The 24,102-nt window shown below is 72.9% G+C and carries 23 protein-coding genes; 10 read left to right on the top strand and 13 right to left on the bottom strand.

Annotated elements, in window-relative coordinates:
* Positions 1 to 51 precede the first annotated feature (51 nt).
* From SERN_RS12485 to SERN_RS12475, 3 genes are read left to right on the top strand one after another with little or no spacing between them, the layout of a single operon-like run.
* A complete protein-coding gene (locus SERN_RS12485) occupies positions 52 to 960 on the top strand; it encodes a WcbI family polysaccharide biosynthesis putative acetyltransferase (RefSeq protein WP_135850410.1) in 909 nt (302 codons plus the stop codon).
* Positions 957 to 2,048, top strand: coding sequence for a glycosyltransferase family protein (locus SERN_RS12480; RefSeq protein ID WP_135850409.1), 1,092 nt, complete (start codon positions 957 to 959; stop codon positions 2,046 to 2,048). Before SERN_RS12485 ends, SERN_RS12480 begins: the two co-directional genes overlap by 4 nt.
* Complete coding sequence (locus tag SERN_RS12475) at positions 2,045 to 3,364, top strand: glycosyltransferase (protein ID WP_135850408.1); 1,320 nt, start codon at positions 2,045 to 2,047, stop codon at positions 3,362 to 3,364. The genes SERN_RS12480 and SERN_RS12475 overlap by 4 nt, the downstream gene beginning before the upstream one ends.
* Here SERN_RS12475 and SERN_RS12470 read toward each other — a convergent pair.
* On the bottom strand, positions 3,361 to 4,860 hold the full coding sequence (locus SERN_RS12470; RefSeq protein WP_135850407.1) for a SulP family inorganic anion transporter: 1,500 nt from the start codon (positions 4,858 to 4,860) through the stop codon (positions 3,361 to 3,363). The two genes, SERN_RS12475 and SERN_RS12470, sit on opposite strands and share 4 nt — an antisense overlap.
* Before the next feature lie 78 nt (positions 4,861 to 4,938).
* Positions 4,939 to 5,595, bottom strand: a complete 657-nt coding sequence (locus tag SERN_RS12465) for a DUF4166 domain-containing protein (protein WP_135850406.1) — start codon at positions 5,593 to 5,595, stop codon at positions 4,939 to 4,941.
* A gap of 43 nt (positions 5,596 to 5,638) precedes the next feature.
* Between SERN_RS12465 and SERN_RS12460 the strand changes: the two genes are divergently transcribed.
* Positions 5,639 to 6,334 carry a hypothetical protein gene (locus tag SERN_RS12460; RefSeq protein WP_135850405.1) on the top strand — a complete coding sequence of 232 codons (696 nt, stop codon included), beginning with the start codon at positions 5,639 to 5,641 and terminating at the stop codon, positions 6,332 to 6,334.
* Here the strand turns inward: SERN_RS12460 and SERN_RS12455 are convergent.
* Complete coding sequence (locus SERN_RS12455; protein WP_158292654.1) at positions 6,307 to 6,876, bottom strand: TetR/AcrR family transcriptional regulator; 570 nt, start codon at positions 6,874 to 6,876, stop codon at positions 6,307 to 6,309. The two genes, SERN_RS12460 and SERN_RS12455, sit on opposite strands and share 28 nt — an antisense overlap.
* A gap of 261 nt (positions 6,877 to 7,137) precedes the next feature.
* On the opposite strand from SERN_RS12455, the gene SERN_RS16050 reads away from it, so the two are divergent.
* Complete coding sequence (locus SERN_RS16050; protein WP_158292653.1) at positions 7,138 to 8,616, top strand: TIM barrel protein; 1,479 nt, start codon at positions 7,138 to 7,140, stop codon at positions 8,614 to 8,616.
* Between the two features lie 102 nt (positions 8,617 to 8,718).
* On the opposite strand, the gene SERN_RS12445 is transcribed toward SERN_RS16050, so the two are convergent.
* The gene (locus tag SERN_RS12445; RefSeq protein ID WP_158292652.1) at positions 8,719 to 9,525 is read right to left on the bottom strand and encodes a CPBP family intramembrane glutamic endopeptidase; all 807 of its coding nucleotides are present in this window, start codon (positions 9,523 to 9,525) and stop codon (positions 8,719 to 8,721) included.
* A gap of 140 nt (positions 9,526 to 9,665) precedes the next feature.
* Here SERN_RS12445 and SERN_RS12440 point away from each other — a divergent pair, with 140 nt between their 5' ends.
* Together SERN_RS12440 and SERN_RS12435 are read left to right on the top strand one after the other, a co-directional pair.
* Entirely contained in the window at positions 9,666 to 10,154 is a 489-nt protein-coding gene (locus SERN_RS12440; RefSeq protein ID WP_135850401.1) for a DoxX family protein, read from the top strand.
* A 148-nt stretch (positions 10,155 to 10,302) separates the two neighbouring features.
* Positions 10,303 to 10,695 (top strand): hypothetical protein, encoded by a 393-nt coding sequence (locus SERN_RS12435; protein ID WP_135850400.1) that lies wholly within the window; start codon positions 10,303 to 10,305, stop codon positions 10,693 to 10,695.
* 198 nt (positions 10,696 to 10,893) lie between these two features.
* Here SERN_RS12435 and SERN_RS12430 read toward each other — a convergent pair whose 3' ends face one another.
* The 4 genes from SERN_RS12430 to glnA form a co-directional block, all read right to left on the bottom strand.
* Positions 10,894 to 11,907, bottom strand: a complete 1,014-nt coding sequence (locus SERN_RS12430) for an aldo/keto reductase family protein (protein WP_135850399.1) — start codon at positions 11,905 to 11,907, stop codon at positions 10,894 to 10,896.
* 62 nt (positions 11,908 to 11,969) lie between these two features.
* On the bottom strand, positions 11,970 to 12,182 hold the full coding sequence (locus tag SERN_RS12425; RefSeq protein ID WP_135850398.1) for an Lsr2 dimerization domain-containing protein: 213 nt from the start codon (positions 12,180 to 12,182) through the stop codon (positions 11,970 to 11,972).
* Positions 12,183 to 12,470: 288 nt separating this feature from the next.
* A complete protein-coding gene (locus SERN_RS12420; RefSeq protein ID WP_158292651.1) occupies positions 12,471 to 12,983 on the bottom strand; it encodes a substrate-binding domain-containing protein in 513 nt (170 codons plus the stop codon).
* A gap of 548 nt (positions 12,984 to 13,531) precedes the next feature.
* Positions 13,532 to 14,956, bottom strand: coding sequence for a type I glutamate--ammonia ligase (gene glnA, locus SERN_RS12410; protein ID WP_135850396.1), 1,425 nt, complete (start codon positions 14,954 to 14,956; stop codon positions 13,532 to 13,534).
* Between the two features lie 166 nt (positions 14,957 to 15,122).
* On the opposite strand from glnA, the gene SERN_RS12405 reads away from it, so the two are divergent.
* Positions 15,123 to 15,512, top strand: a complete 390-nt coding sequence (locus SERN_RS12405; protein ID WP_135850395.1) for an RDD family protein — start codon at positions 15,123 to 15,125, stop codon at positions 15,510 to 15,512.
* 92 nt (positions 15,513 to 15,604) lie between these two features.
* Here the strand turns inward: SERN_RS12405 and SERN_RS12400 are convergent, their stop codons facing one another.
* Positions 15,605 to 16,330, bottom strand: a complete 726-nt coding sequence (locus SERN_RS12400; protein WP_135850394.1) for a DUF4191 domain-containing protein — start codon at positions 16,328 to 16,330, stop codon at positions 15,605 to 15,607.
* Positions 16,331 to 16,407: 77 nt separating this feature from the next.
* On the opposite strand from SERN_RS12400, the gene SERN_RS12395 reads away from it, so the two are divergent.
* Positions 16,408 to 17,730: a hypothetical protein gene (locus SERN_RS12395; RefSeq protein WP_135850393.1), complete on the top strand. Its 1,323-nt coding sequence runs from the start codon at positions 16,408 to 16,410 to the stop codon at positions 17,728 to 17,730.
* 23 nt (positions 17,731 to 17,753) lie between these two features.
* Here the strand turns inward: SERN_RS12395 and SERN_RS12390 are convergent, their stop codons facing one another.
* The 4 genes from SERN_RS12390 to SERN_RS12375 all read right to left on the bottom strand — a co-directional run bounded on the left by SERN_RS12390 (position 17,754) and on the right by SERN_RS12375 (position 23,633).
* Positions 17,754 to 18,662 (bottom strand): TIGR01777 family oxidoreductase, encoded by a 909-nt coding sequence (locus SERN_RS12390; RefSeq protein ID WP_135850392.1) that lies wholly within the window; start codon positions 18,660 to 18,662, stop codon positions 17,754 to 17,756.
* A gap of 75 nt (positions 18,663 to 18,737) precedes the next feature.
* Entirely contained in the window at positions 18,738 to 20,591 is a 1,854-nt protein-coding gene (gene sucB / locus SERN_RS12385; RefSeq protein ID WP_135850391.1) for a 2-oxoglutarate dehydrogenase, E2 component, dihydrolipoamide succinyltransferase, read from the bottom strand.
* A 21-nt stretch (positions 20,592 to 20,612) separates the two neighbouring features.
* Positions 20,613 to 22,004 carry a dihydrolipoyl dehydrogenase gene (locus tag SERN_RS12380; RefSeq protein WP_233251661.1) on the bottom strand — a complete coding sequence of 464 codons (1,392 nt, stop codon included), beginning with the start codon at positions 22,002 to 22,004 and terminating at the stop codon, positions 20,613 to 20,615.
* A 129-nt stretch (positions 22,005 to 22,133) separates the two neighbouring features.
* Positions 22,134 to 23,633, bottom strand: a complete 1,500-nt coding sequence (locus SERN_RS12375; protein ID WP_135850390.1) for a leucyl aminopeptidase — start codon at positions 23,631 to 23,633, stop codon at positions 22,134 to 22,136.
* A 103-nt stretch (positions 23,634 to 23,736) separates the two neighbouring features.
* On the opposite strand from SERN_RS12375, the gene SERN_RS12370 reads away from it, so the two are divergent.
* Positions 23,737 to 24,087, top strand: coding sequence for a hypothetical protein (locus SERN_RS12370; RefSeq protein ID WP_135850389.1), 351 nt, complete (start codon positions 23,737 to 23,739; stop codon positions 24,085 to 24,087).
* Positions 24,088 to 24,102: the final 15 nt, after the last annotated feature.

The raw sequence follows: 24,102 nt of genomic DNA, 5'->3' as shown, positions 1-24,102 counted from the left end.
CAGGTTCGCGTTTCGCCGTCGGTGCCGGTGACGGCAGGAACGGAGCACACCGTGGACGATGACGAGGGTCGCCGCCGACACTACGGGCAGTTCTACGGGCTCGACGACGAGACCCGTGCGACGGGCCGCCGCACGGGGCTGGTGGTGGGCAACTGCCAGGCGGAGTCGCTGCGGCTGGCGCTCGGCGACGAGCTCGACCTCGTCCGGATGCCCCCGGTGCACGAGATCGTGGCGTCCGACCTCCCGCACCTGCAGCGCTGGCTCGAGCGCTCGCACGTCCTGATCACGCAGCCGGTGCGTGACGACTATCACGGCCTACCGATCGGGTCGCGGCAGCTCGCCGCCGCGCTGCCGGCGGGCGCGCGGGTGGTCCGCATCCCGGTGATCCGGTTCGCGGGGCTGTATCCGGTGCACGCGATCGTGCGGCCGCCGTCGGACCCCTCTCTCACGCCGCCGCTGGTGGCCTATCACGACCTGCGGGTCCTGGCCGAGGCGGCCGGCCTCGCGGCCCCCGCCGCGGTGACGCCCGACGCCGTCCGCGCGATCGCGAACGAGTCGATCGACCAGCTGCGGCGGCGGGAGCAGGCGCACGCGACGGTCGTGGTCTCCGACCTCTTCGCGCGGCCCCGGTTCGACCAGATGCGGACCCTCAACCATCCCGGCAACGCGATCTGGTCCGCGCTCGCGGAGCGGGTGGGCGACGCCCTCGCACTGTCTGACCCCGTGCCGCCCCTGACGCGCGAGCTCCTCACCTCGGTGCACGCGCCGCGCGAGGCCGTCGTGGTGGAGACCTGGGGCCTGGAGGACGCACCCACCACGGACTGGATCGTGGAGGGCGACGCCGTCCCGGCCGCCCACGTGCGGCAGGAGCACCTGGCCTGGTACGCCCGCCATCCCGACGCCGTGACCGCCGGGCTCGAGCGGCACGCGGCCGCGCTGGCCGCGCTCGGCGTGCGATGACCGGGGCGACCGCCGCGCCGCTGCCCGTGCTGCTGCACCTGGGCGACGAGGCCCACGGCGTCGACCGGTACGCGCGGACCGTCGCGCGGGCCGTGGCGGCCATCGATCCCGCGGTGGAGCTGCGACTGTTCGACCCCGCGACCCTGGACGGGGACGGCGCGGCTCCGCCGGATCCGCTGCCCCCGCGCGTCCACGTCCACTTCACCGACCGTCTCTGGGGCGACGACGCCGAGCGCGCCGCCGCCCGGCTCGAGGCCCTCGCGCGGCGCACCCGGGTGTCGGTCACGCTGCACGACCTGCCGCAGACCTCCGACGGGCCCACGCGGCTCCCGCGGCGTCTCGCGTGCTACCGACGGGTCGTGGCCGCCGCGTCCGCGGTCGTCTGCAACAGCGAGCACGAGCGGACGCTGCTGGCGGCGCTGACGAACGCGGGGCCGGAGCCGGGGGTGCGGCCCGCGACGACGGTCGTCGTCATTCCGCTCCCGGTGCCGACCGCGGGGAACGCACCCGAGCCCGGCTCGTGGCGCTCGGACGGCTGCGTCGCGGTCCTGGGTTTCTTCTACCCGGGCAAGGGGCACCGCGAGGTGGTCGACGCCGTCGCGCACCTCGCGCAGGAGAACCTGGTCGCCACGGTGCCGCCGGTCGTCGCCCTGGGCCGCGCCTCCGCCGGTCACGAGGGCGAGCTGGCCGAGCTCGTGGCCCTGGCGCACGAGCGCGGGGTGACGCTGCGCAGCACGGGTTTCCTCAGCGACGCCGATCTGCTCGCCCGCAGCCGGTCGGCGGCCGTCCCGGTGATCGCCCACCAGCACGTCTCGGCGTCGGGATCGCTCACGGACTGGATCGCGGCGGGCCGCCGCCCGATCGTGCTGGACTCCGCCTACTTCCTCGAGATGGCGCGCCTGCGGCCGGGGACGACGACACCGGTCGCGGCCCGTGACCTGCCCGCGGCGATCGCGCACGCGCTCGCGCACCCGGACTCGACGTGGCAGGACGCCGACGCCGTGACCCGGCCCGACCTGTCCGACACGGCCCGCGCCCACCTCGCACTGTGGGCGGCCACCGATCGAGCCGCGGGGCCGGAGGCGTGACCCTCCCGCCCCCGTTCGGCCGCACGGTCCCCGGCAACCGCTGGGACCTCGTGACGGCGGATCCCGCCCCGACCCCCACGCGCACCGTGTCCGTCGTCGTCGCGCACTACGACCAGCAGCGGCAGCTCGACCGCACGCTGACGGCGCTGGCCCGCCAGACCTACCCCGCGCACCTGGTGGAGATCGTCGTCGCGGACGATGGTTCGCCCGTCCCGCCCCGCGTGCCCGACGGCGTCCGCCTGGTCCGGCAGGAGGACGCCGGCTTCCGGCTCGCCGCCGCGCGCAACCTGGGCGTGCGCCACAGCACGGGGGAGCTGCTGTGCTTCCTGGACGCCGACACGGCGCCCGAACCCGACTACCTCGCCCGGCTGCTCCGGCTCCCGTCCGCGCTGCCCGAGGCGGTCACGGTGGGACGACGGCGGCACGCCGACCTGCGCGAGGCCGCGCCCCAGGAGGCGCTCGCCGACGCCGTCGCGCGCCACCCGCTCCCGGAACCGTCGTGGCTCGCGCAGGCGTACCGGGGCTCACGCGATCTGCTCGACGCCGACGACCGCTCCTACCGCCACGTCATCGGCGCGGTGATCGGCTGCTCGCGCTGGTTCCTGGAGCAGATCGGCGGATTCGACGAGACGTTCCTGGCCTACGGCGGCGAGGACTGGGAGTGGGCCCATCGCGCGTGGGCGGGCGGCGCGGTGCTCGCGCACGTGCCCGACGCCGTCGCGTGGCACGACGGGCCGGAGTGGGCCGAGCGCGACGAGGCCGGCGCCCGGGCGGCTCGCGCGGCCAAGAACGCCGAGACCCTGCGGCTGACGACGGCGATCCCGGTCGCCGGCTCGCGTCCCTTCGCGGTGCTCACGGGCGGGACGGACACCCGGGTCGTGCTCGAGCGGGCGCACGGCGCGGCCCAGGCGCTGGTGTGCGTCGACTCGGTCCTGGCGGCGCTGCCGCACGCCCGCGTCGTCGTGCCGCCCGAGGTCGCCGGGGTGTTCGCGGCGGATCCGCGCGTGTCCCCGGCTGCGGCGATCGACGCGCCGGCGGGCGCGACGCCGTCGCCCCCGCTCGTCACGGTCCACCTGGGTGAGCCCGTCCGGTTCACCGACCCCGAGGTCCTGGGGCGAGCGATCGCGGAGCTGCGCGACGACGTCGCCACGGTCGCCCTGGGGGAGCACGTCACGGTGCGGTCGGGGCGAGGCACGCTGCGCCGTGGTCGCTGGGGCGAGGCCGCGGGATGGCGCGACGTCGCGCGCCCCCCGGACGGGATCGTGTCCCTCCCCGACGAGCCGGAGCTCGCCGCCTACCTCGGCGGGTGGGGCTAGGCGCCGAGCCGACCGGTGAGCCGGTCGTGGCGGTCCGTCGAGCCGGCGTTCATGCCGACGATCCGCACGCCCTTGCCGCGGCGGGCGTACCGGGCGCGGACGTCGTCGAGCGCCGCGACCGTGGAGGCGTCCCAGACGTGCGCGCCCGAGAGGTCGAGCACCACGCGATCCGGGTCGCCCGCGTAGTCGAAGGAGTGGACCAGCTCGTCGGACGTGGCGAAGAACAGCTCGCCCTGCACCAGGTAGGTGCGCTCACCCTCGGGTCCGCCGTCGACCGGGGTCACGGTCGTCACGTGCGCGACGCGGCGAGCGAACAGCACCGCGGCCGCCAGCACGCCCGCCAGGACGCCGTAGGCGAGATTGTGCGTCAGCACCGTCACGGCGACCGTCACCAGCATGACGGCGGTCTCCGAGAGCGGCATCCGCCGCAGCGTCGAGGGGCGGACCGAGTGCCAGTCGAACGTGCCGATCGACACGATGATCATCACGGCCACGAGCGCGGCCATCGGGATGATCGCGACGACGTCCCCCAGACCGACGACGAGGATCAGCAGGAACACGCCGGCGAGGAAGGTCGAGAGGCGGGTGCGCGCCCCCGAGGCCTTCACGTTGATCATCGTCTGACCGATCATGGCGCAGCCGCCCATGCCGCCGAACAGTCCTGTGATGACGTTCGCGGCGCCCTGCCCCCAGGTCTCGCGCGTCTTGTTCGAGCCGGTGTCCGTGACGTCGTCGACCAGCTTCGCCGTCAGCAGCGACTCGAGGATCCCGACCACGGCCATCGCGAGCGCGTACGGCGCGATGATCTGCAGGGTCTCGAGCGTGAGGGGGACGTCGGGCAGCAGCAGGTGCGGCAGCGTGCTGGGGAGCTCGCCCTGGTCGCCGACCGTGGGGACGGTGATGCCGGCGACGACGACGGCCCCCGTCAGCAGCACGATCGCGACCAGCGGCGCGGGCACGAGCGTCGTCACGCGCGGCAGCGCCACCATGATCGCGATCCCGACGGCGACGAGCGGGTACACGATCCAGGGGACGTCGCGCAGGTGGACGAGCTGAGCGGTGAAGATGAGGATGGCGAGCGCGTTGACGAAGCCGATCATCACCGAGCGCGGGATGAACCGCATCAGGCGCGCCACACCGAGCACGCCGAGGACCACCTGGAGCGCGCCGGCGAGGATCACCGTGGCGATGAGGTGGTCCAGGCCGTGCTCGCGCACGACGGGGGCGACCACGAGGGCGACGGCGCCCGTGGCCGCCGAGATCATCGCGGGGCGCCCGCCGAGGAACGCGATCGAGACGGCCATCGTGAACGAGGCGAACAGGCCGACGCGCGGGTCCACGCCGGCGATGATCGAGAACGCGATCGCCTCGGGGATGAGGGCGAGCGCGACCACGAGCCCACCCAGCACCTCGGCGCGCAGCAGGCGGGGGGAGCGCAGCGCCGCACGGACCGTGTGACGGTCGTCGGTCGGGGCGGTGCGGGGGCGAGCAGACATGGACGTGCCGACCGTTCTGGGGGAGGTGCGCGCTGGCGCCGGGATGGTGCGGGCTCGTCGTGGCGAGCGCGGGGAACTCTACCCGCGGACGTCCGCGACGGCGGCTACGCGCCCGGGGGCGTCGGGGTCGTCCTCGAGGCGGTAGTCGAACGTGCCGTCGTAGCCGTACACGCGACCGAGCAGCGGCGCGTCGACCGTCAGCTCCACGCGCTGCCGGCCGCTCGCGGCGTCGTGGCTCTCGCGGAGCCGCACCACCGGGGAGAGGGGGCGCGGCACCCGCACCCGCCACCGCCCGAGCGCGACGCCCAGGCTGCGACTGGTGAGGGTGAGGGCTTCGCCGTCGACCGCGACGTCGAACGCGGCCGCCACCGTGGCGGGTGATCCGAGCCGATCGGCGACACCGCCCGCGGGATGGGTCACGACGGCGTCGGTCATCGTCCAGCGACCACCCGGCAGGTGGAACGTGCGCGTCGCGACGGCGGTGCCGCCGACGGTGCGGTTGACGATCCGGAACGGCACGTCGCACCCGTCGCCCGCGAACACCACGCCGCGATCCTGGACGAGCCAGATCAGTGGCCACAGCCACCGGCGCGGTGTGCCCGCGCGGGTGAACACGCCCTCGCCGACACCACGGCGGCCCGCCGGGATGGTGGCGAAGTAGCGCTGCAGGCTCGGGTGCAGCTCGTCGATCGTCGCGCCGAGCGCATGGGCGTAGGGGGAGCGGGGAGTGGCCACGTCCCGAGGGTAGCGACGGCGGCGCGCGCCCTAGGGTGGGCCGGTGTTCTCCTTCCACCTCGCGCACCTCCCCGTGACGACGGCGGTCCGCGCCCTCGTCCGGCCGCCGACGACGGCGCGGGTGCCCGGGCTGCGGCACGTGGAGGTGATGGCGGGGATGGAGCTCGGAGCTCCCGTGGTCTCACCGCGGCGGCTGCAGCTGCGCCGGGTCGCGGTGTTCGCGCGCTGGGAGGACGAGGCCGCGCTCGAGGCGTTCCTCGACGGCGACCCCCTCGGCCGCCGCCTGGCCCAGGGCTGGCACGTCCGCCTCGCCTTTCTTCGACGCTGGGGGAGCCTGGCGGCGCTCGCGGACCTGCCCCAGGAGCCCGGACGCTCGCACCCGGACGAGCCGGTGGTCGCCGTCACGATCGCCCGGATGCGGCTGCCCGAGCTGCTCCGCTTCATCCACTGGGGACGTCCGGTGGAGCGCCTGGTGCGCGACCACCCCGCCACGACGCTGGCGCTCGCGGCGATCCGCCCCCCGCGCACGGTCTCGACGTTCTCGGTGTGGCGCACGGCGCGCGAGATGACCGACATGGTGCACGGGCGCAGCGCCGTCGCGCAGCCGCACCGGCACGTGGCGGCGATGGCCGAGCGCGAGCGGCGCGACTTCCACCACGAGTTCACGACCCTGCGATTCCGACCCCTGTCGGAGCACGGCTCGTGGGACGGTCAGGACCGGCGCATCCCCGCCCAGTAGGTCTCGACGGCGTGGCGCACCGAGACGTCGCTGCCACCGGCGAGCCGCGCGAGCGTCATCCCCTGCAGGAGCGCGACGAGGCCGTGGGCGTGCCGCTCGGCGTCGGGGATCCCGCACCGCTCGATGAGGCTCGTGGCCATGCCGAGGACGGCGCGCCGGCCGGGCGAGGTGTCGTTGAGGAGCGGGTGCAGCTCGGGGTCGTGCCGGAGATCGATGAGCAGCACGACGTGCGCGATCTGGTCGGTCTCGTAGGAGTCCATGAGCAGCGTCGACGCCGTCACGACATCGATCGCCGCCTCGTCGGTGTCGATGCCGTCCGTCGGGAAGTCGGCCATCGCCTCGGTGAAGCGCTCGATCAGCAGCGTCAGCGCCCGGGAGATCAGCTCCGCGCGCGTGCGGGCGTAGTAGGACGTGGTCCCGGCGGGAAATCCGAGGCGCGCGTCGATGGTGCGGTGCGTGAGGGCGTGGAGGCCGGACTCCGCGATGATCTCGAGCGCGGCGTCGGCGATGCGGACCGGGCGGTCGCTGGGTGGGCGGGACACGGCCCCATCCTCTCCCGGTTCGGCACGGTCGTCCTGGTGGAAGCGCCGTCGTCGCCGCTGCTGCTGAAACGATTCCCCGCCCTTTCGACGAAAGCGAACGTAACCACCGTCAGAACCTTCTTGACTTCCGTCAGAGGCGGACGCCATGATCACGTCGGAGCTCACTTCCGAGGCCAACGACGGTCCGATGAAAGGGTGGTTGCGTTGCGAGCATTGACGATGACAACAGCGAGACGAGCACTGGTCACAGGAGTCACGGCGGTGGCCGTCGTCCTCGGCGCCGCAGGCACGGCGGTGGCGGATCCGGCCCCCGGTGCCGTGGCTCTCGCGGATTCTCTGGAGCCGCCGGTGGCGGTGGAGGAGGTCAGCGTCCAGCTGTTCAACTTCTTCGCCTACATCGGCTTCGACCAGTCGCCGGAGGCGCAGGCGCGTCAGGTGGCGGTGCTCTCCACCGTCTCCGACATGGGCTACCTCAACGTCGAGGCGGTGGACTACACCGCCTTCCAGGGCATCGGTGCCACGCAGTACCGCGCCCTGCTGGACCTGTACGGTCTCGAGGCGAGCGGCCTGCACACCTCGGTCTCGATGGCGACGACCGACGAGCAGTGGGCGACGTCGGTCCAGACGGCCCTCACCATCGGTGCGCCGTTCATCGGCGCCGGATCCACTCCCAACGACTTCACCACGAAGGAGCAGTGGGTCGCCTACGCCGAGAAGATCGACCACCTCGGCGAGCTCTCCCGGGCCCAGGGTGTGCAGTACATGGTCCACTCCCACGACTGGGAGTTCACCCAGGTCTTCGACGGCGAGACCGGCTACGACATCCTCCAGGCCAACACCAGCCCCGAGAACGTGGTCTTCGAGCTCGACCTGTACTGGGCCACCAAGGCGGGTGCCGACCCCCTCGAGGTGATCGAGAGCTACGGCGACCGCATCGAGCTGCTGCACGTCAAGGACCTCGCCGCGGACGGATCCATCACCACCGTCGGCGAGGGCACCATCGACTTCGCGCCGATCTTCGTAGCCGCCGGCGAGGACATCCAGTACTACGTGATCGAGCGCGACCCGCCCTTCACCGACCCGACCTTCGACCCCTTCACCCCGACGCAGAAGGGTTTCGAGTACATCACCGGTCTCCAGACCGTGCCGTTCTCCGACGTCCCGCTGGGCACGCTGTTCTTCAAGGACATGTCCTGGCTGTTCAACAACGGCATCTCCACCGGCTGGGAGACCGAGCAGGGCCGCGAGTACCGCCCGCTGACGCCGATCGCCCGTGACGCCATGGCGGCGTTCCTCTACCGCCAGGCGAATTCGCCCGCGTTCACCGCGCCGACAGTCTCCCCGTTCAGCGACGTGAGCACGAGCAACCAGTTCTACAAGGAGATCGCCTGGCTGGCCGACCAGGACATCTCCACCGGGTGGGCCAACGGCGACGGGACCTTCTCCTTCCGCCCGCTCGAGCCGATCAACCGTGACGCGATGGCCGCGTTCCTGTACCGGATGGCGAAGAGCCCGAGCTACACCGCTCCCGCGATCTCGCCGTTCACGGACACCACCCCGGCCACGCAGTTCTACACGGAGATCACCTGGCTGGTCTCCGAGGGCATCTCCATCGGCTGGCTCGGCAACGACGGAACGGCGATCTACCGCCCGACGACGCCGATCAACCGCGACGCGATGGCCGCGTTCCTGCACCGCTACGACACCGCCGGCTTCTCCAACGTGGGCCAGCAGTCCTGAGCAGTCGGCACGACGCAGTACCGCAGCACCGCACCACAGCGCCGCCCCCGGTGGGCCCTCGGGCCTTCCGGGGGCGGCGCTGTCGTATCTGCCGGGCGCGCGTCAGGAGAGCGCGGGGTCGATCAGCGCCCGGCGCAGCCGGTCGCGTCGGACGGTCGCGAGCAGGGCCAGGGCGACGGCGGCCGATGCGACCACGGCGATCAGGGCGGTGCCTCCCGTCAGCCAGGCCACGCCGTCGGCCCGCTCGAGCAGCGACCCCAGGTCCCACGCGACGTGCACGCCGATCGCGACCACCAGGGTGCGGGTCGTGCGGCGGACCAGGTAGAGCAGCGCGCCCAGGACGAGGGCGACGACGACGTCGGCCCCCGACACGGCGCGCGAACCGAGCCAGAGGATCGGGAGCTGGACGAGCGCGGACGCCAGCACGACCCACAGCGCGCACGCCACCTCGGGGCGCCGACCGACGCGCAGCGCGCGGAGCAGGACACCGCGCAGCGCGAGCTCCTCGACCAGTCCGGTGAGCACGGCGCTCAGCACCAGGATGACCAGGGTGCGGGCGGGGACGGCGCCCCAGGTGGCGCCGGCGGTGCGGGCGAGCACGCCAGCCACGGCCAGCAGGACGATCGCGCGCGTGAGGATCGACGTCGGGAGACGGTAGGTGTCGCGCCAGATCGCGTCCCACTGCGACCAGCGCAGGAACGTGACGAGGAAGACGGTGGCGACGGCGACCGGGACGACCTCCGTCAGCACGAGGATCCGGTCGGAGGAGGCCCACGCCCGGTAGGGGGTGCCGCTCGCGAACTGCAGCCCGACGACGAGGGCGCCCGTCGCGAGGACGGTGACGATCCCGCTCGCCAGGGTCGGGCGCAGGCGGAAGACGGGGTCGTGTCGACCGAGGATGTAGGTCACGGCCGGGTGGGCGTCGGCATGCCCCGATCCTGCCACGGGGGTCGCGCGGACGGGCCTTCCAGGGTGTTCCCAGGAACGCTCCCTAGGGTCGAGTAGTTGCCGCGACAACTTCTGCCGACACTCCCCGACGAAGGTCCGACATGACTTCCCTCTCCACGTCCCAGCCGACCGCCACCACCAGCGCCGCCGCCGGCTCCTCAGGCCGGAGGACCGCCACGCCGTCGACGACGTCGCTCGGACTGCTCGTCGCCCGCGTGGCGATCGCCGTCGTGATGATCGTGCACGGCGCCCAGAAGGTCTTCACGTTCACCCTGACGGGCACCGCCGCGTCGTTCGGCGAGATGGGCGTCCCCGCCGCGGATGTCGCCGGGCCTGCCCTGGCCATCTTCGAGCTCGTCGGGGGAGTGCTGCTCCTCGTGGGGGTGGGCACCCGGATCGTAGCGGCGCTGAACGCCGCGGCGATGATCGGTGCGCTCGTGATCGTCCACCTCGCCGCGGGCTTCTTCGCCTCCGACGGCGGGTACGAGCTCGTGCTCGTCCTCGCGGCCGTCTCGATCGCCCTCGTGCTGACCGGCCCCGGGGCGTACTCGGTCGACGCGGTGATCGCCCGACGCCGCGCTCGCCGGTAGTCGCTCGGCGGCCGAAGCGCCACCGGATCGTCCGCCGCCCCGCCAGGTCCTCGACCCGGCGGGGCGGCGGTGCGCCCGCCGTGGACGACGACATCGCCGCAGGACCTCACGTCGCTGCGGCGGGCACCGGTTGTGGCAGTCTGCGGGGATGACCTCAGAAGAGAACCCCGTTCCCGAGTCCGACTCCGCGCTGCGCGTGCTGGCCTACCTCGTCGAGACCAGCCAGGACGACTTCAGCGTGAACGTCGCCCTGAACATCGCCGGCTCGATCGTCACGGGCAAGGTCACGCCGTCGACGGTCTGGATGCGGCGCTTCGGCATCTACGACGCGATGGCGGACGCGCGCGAGGCCGAGATCGACGCGCACCGCGCCGCCCTCGGGACGGGCCAGGTGACGGGCCCCGGCGCGCTGCTCCCGAACTTCATCCACCTCGAGGACGTCGTCAACCTCTCCGGTGCTCGCTCCGTCGGCGGCAACGCCGTGTGGCGGTACGCGATCGCGGACGTCGCAGGGTGGACCATCGGCAGCGCCGAGGGCTGAGCCCCGTGGGCCGGTGGTCGCGTCGGCGTCGCCGGCCCCCGAGCTCGTCGTCCGTCTCGGCCTCGACGGCGGGGTTCGAACCCGATGGACGTCGAGGGCACCGGGGACAGCACGATCCCCCAGGTCGGCTCTGAGCCGTCCTGGGGGATCGCGCTGTCCTCGGCCTGTTCGTCGGGCTCCGGGCGGTGCTGCGACCGGTCAGGCCACGCGGGTCTGCGGCGCGGTCTCGGCCGTCTTGGCGGGGTCGCGCTCGACGACGCCGCCGAGGATCGTGTCGATCTTCTCCAGGAGCTCCTGCGGGATGACGACGCCGGACGCCTTGACGTTCTCCGCGACCTGCTCGGGGCGGGAGGCGCCGATGAGCGCGGCGGCGACGTTGTCGTTCTGGAGCACCCACGCGACGGCGAGCTGGGCGAGGGACAGGTCAAGCTGCTCGGCGACGGGCTTGAGGTCCTGCACTCGCTGCAGGACGTCGTCGTTCATGAAGCGCTTGATCATGTTCGCGCCGCCCTTCTCGTCCGTGGCGCGCGACCCGGCCGGCAGCTCGGCGCCGGGCACGTACTTCCCGGTGAGCACACCCTGGGCGACCGGGGACCAGACGATCTGCGAGATGCCGAGCTCGGCCGACGTGGGGACGACCTCGTCCTCGATGACGCGCCACAGCATCGAGTACTGCGGCTGCGAGGAGATGAGCTGGAAGCCCAGCTCCTTCGACAGGGCGTGGCCGGCGCGGATCTGGTCGGCCGTCCACTCGCTCACGCCGATGTAGAGGGCCTTGCCCTGGCGGACGATGTCGGCGAACGCCTGCATCGTCTCCTCGAGCGGCGTCTCGGTGTCGAAGCGGTGCGCCTGGTACAGGTCGACGTAGTCGGTACCGAGGCGGGTGAGCGACCCGTCGATCGACTCCATGATGTGCTTGCGAGACAGGCCCGTGTCGTTGGGCCCGCCGGGGCCGGTCGGCCAGTAGACCTTCGTGAAGATCTCGAGGGACTCGCGACGCTCACCCTTCAGCGCGTCGCCGAGCACCTGCTCGGCCTTCGTGTTCGCGTAGACGTCCGCGGTGTCGAAGGTGGAGATCCCCGCGTCGAGGGCGGCACGCACGCACGCGGTCGCGGCGTCGTTCTCGACCTGCGAGCCGTGGGTGAGCCAGTTGCCGTAGGTGATCTCCGAGATCTTCAGACCGGAGTTGCCGAGGTATCGATAGTTGACCATCTCTCCACAGTAGGCGTGACCCGCGCGGCTGTACCTACCGGGATGTCGAGGGCCTCGGATTCTCAGGGGCTCGGAGTGGGCGTGGGCCGGGTGCTCCCGCCCACGCGTCGAGCGGCTGCGATGAACGGTGCCAGGGACCTGTCGAACTCGGCGGCCCTCGCCGGGTCGAGGTCGACGGTGTACGCCACACCCCGGTAGTTGAACGGGATGCTGGTGATGTCCGTCGGGGGGTCGTTCGGACCATCGGTGCGGGTGGACAGCTGCTCGTTGGTCACGGGCTCTCCTTCGTGCTGTTCCTGTCAGGCTTGGTCACAGGTAAGGACGCCACGACACCGCCGACCGTCACGCGCTCGCTCCAGAAAGTCGTCGATCGTGTCCACCGGGCGAGCCGCTTCACTAGCGAGATCACACGGACGTGTCGGCGCGCGTACCGGCTCAGGTCGTGTGGCCGGGCACCAGCGTGAGCAGCTGGGACGTGTCGGAGGGTGGGGGAGAGGCGCTTCTTGTGGGGCGCGAAGGGGCTCCCACGTCCTGCATCTCGACAAGCGTGCTCACTGCGGCACTCATGAGGCCGCGGATGTCGAACGCGATGGTGGTGAGCCGTGGGCTCCACAGCTGCCTAGTGCCGTCGCGTCCAGTCCGACGACGGCGAGCCGGTCTGGTACGTGGACTCCGAGGTCACGGGCAGCTGCGAGCGCGGCAAGAGCGACGTGGTCGTTGTAGCAGGCGAGGCCGAGCGCAGAAGGGCCCAGCAACCCCTCGAGCACCGATGTGGCGCCGGCCAGCTCGAGTGGAAGGCTCACGCGTCGGGGTTCGGGCAGATCCCGGTCGGCGCAGACCGCTCGGATGGCTTCGTATCGCTGCGGCTCCCAAGGGCTGGGGCGTTGATCGGCGATGCCCGCGAAGATGATCGATCGTGGCCCGCGAGCGGTGAGAGCGTCGATCTCGATCTCAAGCTCGGCGATCGGGTCGTGCCTGGCGCGGGGGGAAGGGACGGTGCGCTGCGGAACGACAGCGATCCCGTCTGCCTCCAGCCTCTCCTGGTCGGCGGCGCCGAGGTAGCCCAGGTTGATCACGGCCCACGGTCGCATCCGAAGGATCGCGCTGATGGTGAGCTCATCGCCCGCCCCATCCGGTCACGGGCAGGGTGGCGAGCTCGGCCAGGGCGGCCGTCTCATCCGACGGGCCGAACTGGCTGGTCGGCAAGCCCGGAGCTCGCTGCTCCAGCGGCACCTCGGGGACCGGCATCCGTCCCCGCCGTGAGGCGACGTGGTCCAGCAGGTCCTGCCTCAGCCAATACAGCCGGGCGGTGCGTGAGGAGGTGAGGCGGAACGGGGAGGGGAAGCTGGCGCCGGCCACCAGGCTGCGGGTGGCTCGCGCTCCCAGGCGCGGTGCCTGGGCCAGGTGCTTGAGGGTCTAGATCCAGTCGGTCAGGTCGACCGGGGGACGCGGGGTGCTCCGTGGATTCACGACTGGGACTGCACGACGAAGCGCCGATGGCGCGATCACCACCCGGAACCACGGGCGTGAACAGCGACAACCCCGCCGCCCGGAGGGCGACGGGGTTGCCATCACTGCAGGTCAGGTCGCAGGCGGTGCTGCGCCACTGACCGACGTCGGACGATCAGACGTCGTAGTAGAGCTCGAACTCGTGCGGCGTCGGGCGCAGCTGCACCGGGTCGACCTCGCGGGTGCGCTTGTAGTCGATCCACGTCTCGATGAGGTCCGGCGTGAACACGTCGCCCTCGGTGAGGTAGTCGTGGTCGGCCTCGAGCGCGTCGAGGACGGCGGGCAGGGAGCCCGGAACCTGCTGGATCGCGGCGTGCTCCTCGGGGGGCAGCTCGTACAGGTCCTTGTCGACCGGGTCCGGCGGCTCGATGCGGTTCTTGATGCCGTCGATGCCGGCCATCAGCATCGCGGAGAACGCGAGGTACGGGTTGGCCGACGGGTCGGGCACGCGGAACTCCACGCGCTTCGCCTTGGGGGAGTTGCCCGTGATCGGGATGCGGATGCAGGCCGAGCGGTTGCGGGCCGAGTAGACCAGGTTGACCGGCGCCTCGTAGCCCGGGACCAGGCGGCGGAAGGAGTTCACCGACGGGTTGGTGAACGCCAGCAGCGACGGCGCGTGGTGCAGGAGGCCACCGATGTACCACCGGGCCAGGTCGGACAGGCCGCCGTAGCCGGCCTCGTCGAAGAACAGCGGCTTGCCGTCCTTCCAGAGGCTCTGGTGGGAGTGCATGCCCGAGCCGTTGTCCTGGAACAGGGGCTTCGGCATGAACGTGGCCGTCTTGCCGGCCTCGTAGGCGACGTTCTTGATGACGTACTTGAACTTCATCAGGTCGTCGGCCGCGGTGCGCAGCGACGCGAACCGGTAGTTGATCTCCTGCTGGCCGGCGGTGCCGACCTCGTGGTGCGCGCGCTCGACCTCGAGGCCGACCTCACCGAGCACGGTGACCATGTCGTCACGGAGGTCGGCGAACTTGTCGCTCGGGGAGAGGGGGAAGTAGCCGCCCTTGAAACGGGTCTTGTACCCGAGGTTGCCACCCTCCTCCTCGCGGCCCGTGTTCCACGCCGCCTCGACGGAGTCGAGGTGGTAGTAGCTCGCCTGCGGGGAGGACTCGTAGCGGATGCTGTCGAAGAGGTAGAACTCGGCCTCGGCACCGAAGAAGACGGTGTCGGCGATGCCGGTCGACTTCAGGTACGCCTCCGCCTTCGAGGCGATCTGGCGGGGGTCACGGGAGTAGGGCTCGTCCGTGAAGGGGTTGACCACCGAGAAGTAGACGACCAGCGTCTTCTGCTTGCGGAACGGGTCGATGAAGGCGCTCGTCACGTCGGGGATGAGCTTCATGTCCGACTCGTGGATGGCCTGGAAACCGCGGATCGAGGACCCGTCGAACATCAGGCCCTCGGAGAAGGCGTCGTCGTTGAAGGCGTCTGCCGGGATGTTGAAGTGCTGCTGCACACCAGGCAGGTCGATGAAGCGGACGTCGATGAACTTGACGTCCTGCTCCCGCGTGAAGGCGATGGCCTCCTCGGCAGTGCTGAACATGGGGCTCCTTCGTGGGTAGTTCCCGGGGTCGTGTGAACGCTAGGGCGTGGCGATGTCGCAGCCGTGACCCGCACGTGTCGTTCAGGTTACGCAGGACGGGCGTCGGCCGGGTGGGCCTTCTCGGAGGGCGAGAAGCTCCCGGGGGTGGTGCACCTACGATCGGTGGGTGACCTCCGCACGTGACACCGCCGGCGCCGCAGCGCAGGGAGCCGACTCGCACTGGGGCAGGCGCCTGCTCGCCCTCCTGATCGACTGGGGCATCGCGCTGGCGATCAGCGCGGGATTCTTCGAGTACTCCTCGGCCGCCACCCTCGGCGTCTTCGCCGCGATGACGCTGCTCCTGGTCGGCACGGTCGGCTTCTCCATCGGACACCGCGTCCTCGGGCTGCGCGTCTACCGGATCGTCGACGGCGGCAGTCCGCCCCGTCCGGTCCAGACGCTGGTGCGGACCGTCCTCATGCTGCTCGTGATCCCGGCCGTCGTCTCCGGCCCCGACGGTCGCGGCCTGCACGACATCGCCGCCGGCACCCGGATCGACCGCGTGCGACGCGCCTGATCCTGCGGGCAGCAGACCCCGGAACGACGACGCACCCGGTGGCAGCTGCCACCGGGTGCGTCGTCGTCGGGCGGGCGATCGCGACGGCGCGATCAGCGCCCGCGCATGCCCTTGCGGTCGGGCCGCATGCGCGTCGGGTCGACGCCCTTCGGCACGGGGATCCGCGCGGCGCCGAGCGCCTTGAGGCGCTTGGTGATCTCGGCGACCTCGGCGGGCGTCAGCTTGCCCTTCTGCTTCTTGACGGCGGTCGCGACCTTGGGCAGCGGGACCTGACCCTCCTCGCGACCCGTCTGGATCAGGTGCACGGGGACGTCGGGCACCAGGCGCGAGGCGCGCTTGCGCTCACCCTCGAGGAGGCGCTGCTGGATGCCGCGCGTGCCACCGTCGCCGATGAAGACGACGCCGGGGCGTCCGATCGCGCGGAAGACCATCGTCTGCGAGCGGGCGTCGATCGCGACCGGCTGCTCCTCGATGTTCCAACCGCGGCGGATCGTGCCGAGGGCGGCCGAGACGGCACCCGGCTGACCCTCGAGGCTGGAGTACGCGGCTCGCTCGGCGCGGCGCGACAGGAAGATCGTCGCGAGCAGGATCCCCAGCGGGATGCCGATGAACAGGCCGTAGGGCCCCTGGTTGAAGATCGCACCGATGGCGAACCCGGCTCCTGCGGCCACCACGAGGATGGCGAGCATGATCCACGGGACGGTCGGGTCGGCCTTCCGGGTCATCTGGAAGACGTCCCACACCTGGTGGTACCAGCGACGCTTCTTGACCTTGGGCTTCTTCGTGGGCTCAGTGGAGCCAGATGATGAACGGGCCATGATGTCCCCAGCCTACCGGTGGCCGGGTGCCTGTGGACGACGAGCGGGCCGCGGGTCCGGAGCGGTGTAATGCTCGGATGACCTCCGCTCCCTCGATCCCCGGCTGTGCCGGCCTCGAGCTCGGGCTGCCCTGGCGTGGGACGGCGACGGCGCGCAGCCGGTCGGGCGAGCTCGTCCGGGTCCAGCGCCTGGACCTGACGCCGAGCGACCGGAGTCTGGTCCGCCGTCGCGCCCAGCGGCTCGTGGAACTCGAGGCCGACGGTCTCGCCGCCGTCCGCTCGCTGCACGACGGGGTCGACGGCGCGCTCGTGGTGGTGACCGACCTCGTCGCCGGACCCCGGCTGTCCGACGTCGCCACGGCGGACGGCGGGCTGTCGGCCGACGGCGTGCAGCGCCTGCTGCTGGACCTCGCGGCGGCCCTGGCCGCGCTGCACGCGCACGGGCTCGGGCACGGTGCCATTACCGCCGAGGCTGTCGTCCTGCGGCCCGAGGGTGCCGTGCTGACCGACCTTCTCGCGGAGGCGCTTCACGGGCGAGGTCGTGGGGCGACGGCGGAGCGCGCGGTCCGCCAGCTCGCCCCCGAGCGTCGTGGTGGCCACGCCGTCGCCGCGACGCGGGCGAGCGACGTCTGGGAGCTGGCCGCCGTCGTCGCGCAGGTCCTGGCGAGCGGCACGCGGACCGGGGTGCACGACCTGGACCCCGACGTCGGTGAGCTGCTGGAGGCCGCCTCCGCCGACGATCCCGCAGCGCGCCCGAGCGCCGCCCGCATCGCCGCGGTGGCCGGTGCGCGGGGCGCGCGGGAGCCGGGGCGGGCCTGGGGCCGCGTGGCGCCGGACACCTGGGAGATCGGGGACGCCGTCGCGGAGGCGGAGCGGGAGGTGGTGCTCCTGGCACCGACGCTCGTCGGACGACGACGAGGCGCCGGCCGTGCTCGTCGGTGGGCCGGCGCGGCGGGTGCCGCCGTGGCCCTCGCCCTGGGTGCCTGGACCCTGGTGCTGCCTCACGGGTCGTCGATCCCGCCCGGGTCGGCCGACCTCGCGGCAGGTGCGCCGCTCGGTCCGGCGGCGGCGTTCGCGCTGCGGGACCGAGCTCTGGAGACGGGCGATGCGGCGATGCTCGCCCGGGCGGTGCAGCCGGGCGGCCCCGCCTGGCGGCGCGACCTGACGACGATCGACGCCCTGCGCCGCGGCGGCGTCGTGCTCGACGGCGTCCGCACGGTCGTGCTCCCCGCCGAGGCGTCCGCGGGCCCGGGGGCGGTGCTCGTGGCCCAGGCCGCCCACCGGCGCCATGCGGGGGGAGTCACGTCGGTGTCGGGACCACAGCCGCCGTCGTGCCTCGTGGTGGCCGCGATCCCGACCCCCTCGGGAACGCGGTTGGTGGACTGGGCCCCGTGCGCGTGACCGGACGGCCGCCGCCGAAGGCGTCAGCCGGCGATGATCTCCTCCGCCACGGGCGCCAGGCGCGGGTGGCGGAACTCGAAGCCGTCGGCCAGGAGCGCCGCCGGGAGCACGCGCTGCGAGGCGAGCAGGTCGGAGGAGAACTCCCCGAGGACGATGCGCAGCGCGAACGCGGGGACCGGCACCGTCGCGGGGCGGTTGAGCGCCTTGGCCAGCACGCGCGTGAGCTCGGCGTTGCGCAGCGGTTCGGGGGCCGTGAGGTTGACCGGGCCCGTGACGTCGGAGCCGATCAGGTGCACGAGGGCGCGGATCTCGTCGGTGAGCGAGATCCAGGGCCACCACTGCTTCCCGCCACCCATGGGGCCGGCGAGGCCGAGCTTGAGGAGCGGGAGGAGCTTGCCGAGGGCACCGCCCTCGGGCGTCAGGACCAGGCCCGTCCGAGCGGTGGCGACGGCGATGCCGGCGTCGCGCGCGGGCTGCGCGGCGGCCTCCCACGCCTGGCACAGGTCGGCGAGGAAGCCCTCGCCGGGGGCGTCGGTCTCGACGAGCTCGGCGTCACCCCGGCTGCCGTAGTACCCGACCGCGGAGGCGGTGAGGAGCCGCTGCGGGCCGCCCAGCTCCGCCATCCGGCGGGCGATGAGCGACGTCGTGGACGTGCGGGACCTGAGCAGCTCGCGCTTGCGCGCCGTGTTCCACCGCTTGTCGCCCACGCCCGCGCCCGAGAGCACGACGACGCTGCCCACGCCGTCGAAGGCCGAGTCCGGGAGCACGCCGTCCTGCGGCGACCACGAGACCTCGTTCTCGCCGCTCGCCTCGCGCCGCACCAGCCGGCGCACGCGCGTTCCCCGGGACTCGAGGTCGTGCACGAGGGCCGATCCGATCAGCCCGGAACCCCCGGCCAGAAGGACGGTGGTTCCGGGCTGATCGGTGCTCACAGGGTGCCTGCCTCGGTCTCGCGCGTGCGGTCGGTGCGTGCGGTGGTGCGGGTGGTGCTGGTGGTGCCGTCGTGCTCAGAGGCCGAGGTCGGCCTCGAACGCGCCCTCCTCGAGACGACGCTTGACGGCGCTGAGGTAGCGACCGGCGTCGGCCCCGTCCACCAGGCGGTGGTCGTAGGAGATGGCGAGGTAGACCATCGAGCGGATGGCGATGACGTCGCCGTCGGGGCCCGAGATCACGACGGGGCGCTTGACGATCGAGCCGACGCCCAGGATGGCCACGTTCGGCACCGGGACGATCGGGGTGTCGAACAGCGCGCCGGCGCTGCCGGTGTTCGTCAGCGTGAACGTGCCGCCGCTGAGCTCGTCCGGGCCGACCTTGTTGTCGCGCGTGCGCGCCGCGAGGTCGTTGATGCCACCGGCGAAGCCCGCGATGTCGAGGTCGCCCGCGTCCTTGATGACCGGGGTCAGCAGCCCGCGCGGGGTGTCGACGGCGATGGCGAGGTTCTCGCCGGCCGGGTAGACGATCTGGTCGCCGTCGATGCGCGCGTTGAGCTTCGGGTAGACCTGGAGAGCCTCGACGGCAGCCTTCGCGAAGAACGGCAGGTAGGTCAGCTTCTGACCCGTCGCCTCCTGGAACGCGTCCTTCTTGGCCGCACGGAGCTTGGCGACCTTCGTGACGTCGACCTCGATGACCGTGGTCAGCTGGGCCATCGTCTGCAGGGCCTCGACCATCCGGACCGAGATGACCTTGCGCAGGCGCGACATCTTCTCGGTGGTCCCGCGGAGCTCGGAGACCTCGAGGGCCGGAGCGGCCTTCGGCGCCGCCGGGGCGCTCTGCTCGGCGGCGGGGGCCGCCTTCGGAGCGGCGGCGTCGAGCACGTCCTGCTTGCGGATGCGGCCGCCGACGCCGGTGCCCGTCACGGAGGACAGGTCCACGCCGTGCTGCGAGGCGAGCTTGCGCACGAGCGGCGTGACGTAGATGCCCGCGGTGTCGGGCAGCGGGGCCGGGGCGGCCTCCTGCTTCTGCTCGTCCTGCTGGGGAGCCTCCTGCTTCGGATCCTCCTGCTTGACGGGCTCCTTCTGCGGGGCGACCTCCTGCTGGGGCGCCGACTCCTGCTTCGGGGCCTCCTGCTTCGGCTCCTCGGCCTCGGGCTCCTCGGCCTTCTCGGGCTCCGGAGCCTTCTCGGGCTCGGAGGCGGACTGCGCGGACGCATCGCCCACGACAGCGACGACCGTGCCGACGTCGACCGTCTCGTCCTCGGCGACCTTGATCGCCAGCAGCGTGCCGGCGACGGGGGAGGGGACCTCGGTGTCGACCTTGTCCGTGGAGACCTCGAGCAGCGGCTCGTCGACCTCGACGGCGTCGCCGACCTCCTTGAGCCAGCGGGTCACGGTGCCCTCGGTCACGCTCTCACCCAGCGCGGGGAGGGTGATCTCGGTGCCGCTCGCCTCGCCGGAGGACGCGGTCCCGGCGGCCGGCTTCTCGGCCAGCGCGGGCTCGGTGTCCTCGGAGGTCTCGGGCTCGGCCTGCTCCGGGTCGGAGTCGGCGCCGGACGTGGCGGGCTGCGTCTCATCGGCCTGGATCGACTTCTCCTGCGCCGCGTCAGTGAACGCGGGGCCGTCGGACGACTCGGAGGCCGCGGCGGAGTCGCTCGAGCCGGAGCCCGAGTCCTCGGAGCCGGAGGAGCTGCCGTCGCCGATGACGGCGAGCTCGGTGCCGACCTCGACGGTCTCGTCCTCCTCGACCAGGATCTTCTCCACGACGCCGGCGACCGGCGAGGGCACCTCGGTGTCCACCTTGTCGGTGGAGACCTCGAGCAGCGGCTCGTCGACCTCGACGCTCTCACCGACAGCCTTGAGCCACCGGGTGACGGTGCCCTCGGTGACGCTCTCGCCGAGGGCGGGCATCTTCACTGACTCGGACATGGTGTCTCCTTCGTTCGGTTCTCAGCTGTGTGCGTGCAACGGCTTCCCGGCGAGGGCCAGGGCGGCCTCTCCGAGTGCCTCGTTCTGGGTGGGGTGCGCGGCCAGGTGCGGCGCGGCGTCCTCGGGGTGGGCCTCCCAGCCCACGAGGAGCTGCGCCTGGCCGATCTGCTCGCCCATGCGGGCCCCGATGGCGTGGACGCCGATCACGGGACCGTCGTTCAACCGCACCATGTGCACGAACCCGGTCGTGCCCAGGATCTGGCTGCGGCCGTTGCCGCCGAGCGGGTACGTGGTGGCGGTGACGTTCTCCGCGCCGTGCAGGGCCTGCGCGGCCGCCGTCGTGAGGCCGACGGAGGCGATCTCGGGGTCGCTGTAGGTCACCCGGGGGATGTGGTGCTCCGGCACGGGGACGGGGTCGGCGCCGGAGATGCGCTCGGCGACGGCGATGCCGTGGCCGAACGCGCGGTGGGCCAGCGCGTACCCGGTGACCAGGTCGCCCACCGCCCACACGCGCGGGACGTTCGTGTGCAGGCGCTCGTCGACCGCGATGAACCCGCCCTCGGTGCGCACCCCCGCCGCCTCGAGGCCGAGATCGGCGGTGACGGGTTCGCGGCCGACGGCGACGATCGCGACGTCGACGGTGTGCCGCTCGCCGTCGACCTCGATCTCGACGGCGTCCTCGCTCTCGGTCACCGCGGCGACCGGCGCACCGGTCACGACCGTGATGCCGCGGGCCCGCAGGGCCTTGGCGAGGGCGGCCGAGACGGCCGGCTCCTCGGCGGCCACGAGGCGGTCGGCCGCCTCGACGAGCACGACCTCCGCGCCGAGCGAGCGCCACAGGCTCGCCATCTCCACGCCGATCACGCCTCCGCCCAGCACCGCCAGGCGGGCGGGGATCGCCTCGAGGGCGAGCGCGCCGTCGCTGTCCAGCACGCGGGGGCCGGGCGCGGCCCAGGAGGGCCAGCGAGGCCGGGACCCCGTGGCGAGCACGAGGTGCCGCCCGATCACGCGACGCCCGTCGACCTCGACCACGACGGTCGACGCGGTCACCTCGGCGACACGGCCCCGTCCCGTCACGACGTCGACGTTGCGGCCCCGCAGCAGGCCCGCGAGACCGCGGTGCAGCCGGTTCACGACACCGTCGCGGTAGGCACGGACCCCGGTGAGGTCGACGCCGTCGAGCCGGGCGAGCACGCCGACCCCGGCGGCGGCGCGCACGGCGTCGGCCACCTCGCCCGAGTGGAGCATCGCCTTGGTGGGGATGCAGCCGCGGTGCAGGCACGTGCCGCCGACCTTGTCGGCCTCGACCAGGGCGACGCTCAGCCCGAGCTGCGTCGCTCGCAGCGCGGTCGCGTACCCGCCGCTCCCGCCACCGAGCACGACGACGTCGCGGACGAGGTCCACTTCGGGCACGTCGCTCCCTGGGTCTGAGGTCCGAGGCTCGTGTGCGAGCACCGGTCGGGTTCTATCTTGGCATCGACCGGGGTCGGCGGGGTCCACCGGTCGCCGCCCCCGGCGCGTGTCCGGGGTCTGCGGGGGTGTCTACTGCGCCACACCCGTCGCCGAGACGTTCTCCAGGTAGGCGAGCAGGGTGCGCAGCCCGGCGCCCGTGCCGCCCTTGGGGGTGTAGCCCCACGGCTTGCCCTCGTTGAAGGACGGGCCGGCGATGTCGAGGTGCGCCCACGGCGTCTCGCCGACGAACTCCCGCAGGAAGACGCCCGCCGACAGCATGCCGCCGAACTTGTCCCCGATGTTGGCGATGTCGGCGACGGGGGAGTCCAGGCCGGCGCGCAGCTCCTCGGGCAGCGGCATCGGCCACGCGCCCTCGCCCGCCTCGCCGGCCGCGGCCACGACGGCGTCGCGCACGCCGTCGGTGCCCATGACGCCCGCGACCCTCGTGCCGAGCGCGACCAGCTGCGCACCCGTGAGCGTGGCGATGTCGAGCACGGCGTCGGGGGCGAGCGCGACGGCGTCGACCAGCGCGTCGGCCATCACCAGGCGGCCCTCGGCGTCGGTGTTCAGCACCTCGACGGTCGTGCCGCCGCGCATCGTGATGACGTCGCTGGGGCGCTGCGCCGCGCCGGAGGGCATGTTCTCGGCGAGGGCGAGGTAGCCCGTGACCCGGACCGGGAGGCCGAGCTCGGCGGCGGCCAGCACGGTGTGCAGCACGGCGGCGGCACCGGCCATGTCGCTCTTCATCGCGGCCATGCCGGCCGGCGGCTTGAGCGAGAGGCCGCCCGAGTCGAACGTGATGCCCTTGCCGACGATCGCCACGTGCGCCTTGGCGCGGGCGGGGGTGTAGCTGAGCGTGACGAGACGGGGCTCGTTGACCGAACCCTGACCGACGCCGACGATGCCGCCGTAGCCGCCGGCGCGCAGCGCCTTGAGGTCGGCGACCGCCACCTTGACCTTGGTGCCGGTGGCGGCCGTGCGAGCCGTGTCGGCGAAGACGGCCGGGGTGAGGTCGGCGGGGGAGGTGTTGACGAGGTCGCGGACCCCGGCGACGGCCTGCGTGAGGACCTGGGCGCGCTCGACGGCGGCGCGCACGTCCTTGCTGCGGCCCTTGCCCGTGACGACCTTCACGTCGACCGCGGCCGCCTCGGCCTTCGCCGGGCGGTAGCGCGTGAAGGAGTAGGACCCGAGCACGGCGCCCTCGTACGCGGCACCGACGAGCGCGGCGGCGTCCGACGGCGGGACGACGGCGATCGTCGGGTGCCCCGCGGCGGCGCGCGCGGCGGCGCCCGCGGCGCGTCGGACGGCCTCGGCGGTGGGCTCGTGGGCGTCGTCGCCACCGACCCCGGTGAGCACGACGACGGAGGCGCGCAGCAGCGGGGAGGCCGGGATGACCGTCACCTCGTCGGCGCGGCCGGTCAGGCGCAGGGCGGCGACGGCGTCGAGCAGCTCGTCCGCCAGGGCCTCGGAGGCGTCGGCCAGCACGCGGGCGGTCCCGGGTTCACCATCACCCCCACCGAGGAAGACGACGAGCGCGGCGGCCTCGACGGTCTCGAGGGAGCGGGCGGCGAGAACAGGTGAGCTGGGCATGCTTTCGATGGTAGCCGGGGACGGCCCGCTCCCCGAGGGTCGGGCGGCGTGGCCGGCGTGGGCGGCGGACGTGCGCGGGGATGGGCGGGGATATTCTGGGCACGTGCTCGCCGTCCTCGTCTCCGTGGGGGTCCTCGCGACGGCGCTGACGGTCTGGGCGGTCGTCCGCGCCGCGCGCGACCAGCCCGTGCAGGGCGGCCAGCTCCCGGGGATGATCGCGGTGGAGGCCGCGCTCGTGGTCCAGGCCGTCGTGGTCGGGGTCCTGCAGGCGGGCGGTCACCCGGTGCCCGACGGGATCCTGCTGTGGGGCTACGTCATCACGTCGCTGTGCCTGCTGCCCGCCGCGTTCGCGTGGGCGTTCGTGGAGCGCACGCGCTGGAGCTCGGTGGTGCTGGCGATCGCCGCCGCCGTCGTGGTGGTGCTCCAGGTGAGGATCTGGCAGCTGTGGCAGTGAGTCCCGAGCACGCGA

The sequence above is a fragment of the Serinibacter arcticus genome (assembly GCF_004786095.1).
Lineage (GTDB): Bacteria > Actinomycetota > Actinomycetes > Actinomycetales > Beutenbergiaceae > Litorihabitans > Litorihabitans arcticus.
This window is presented reverse-complemented; position numbering and strand designations above follow the sequence as displayed.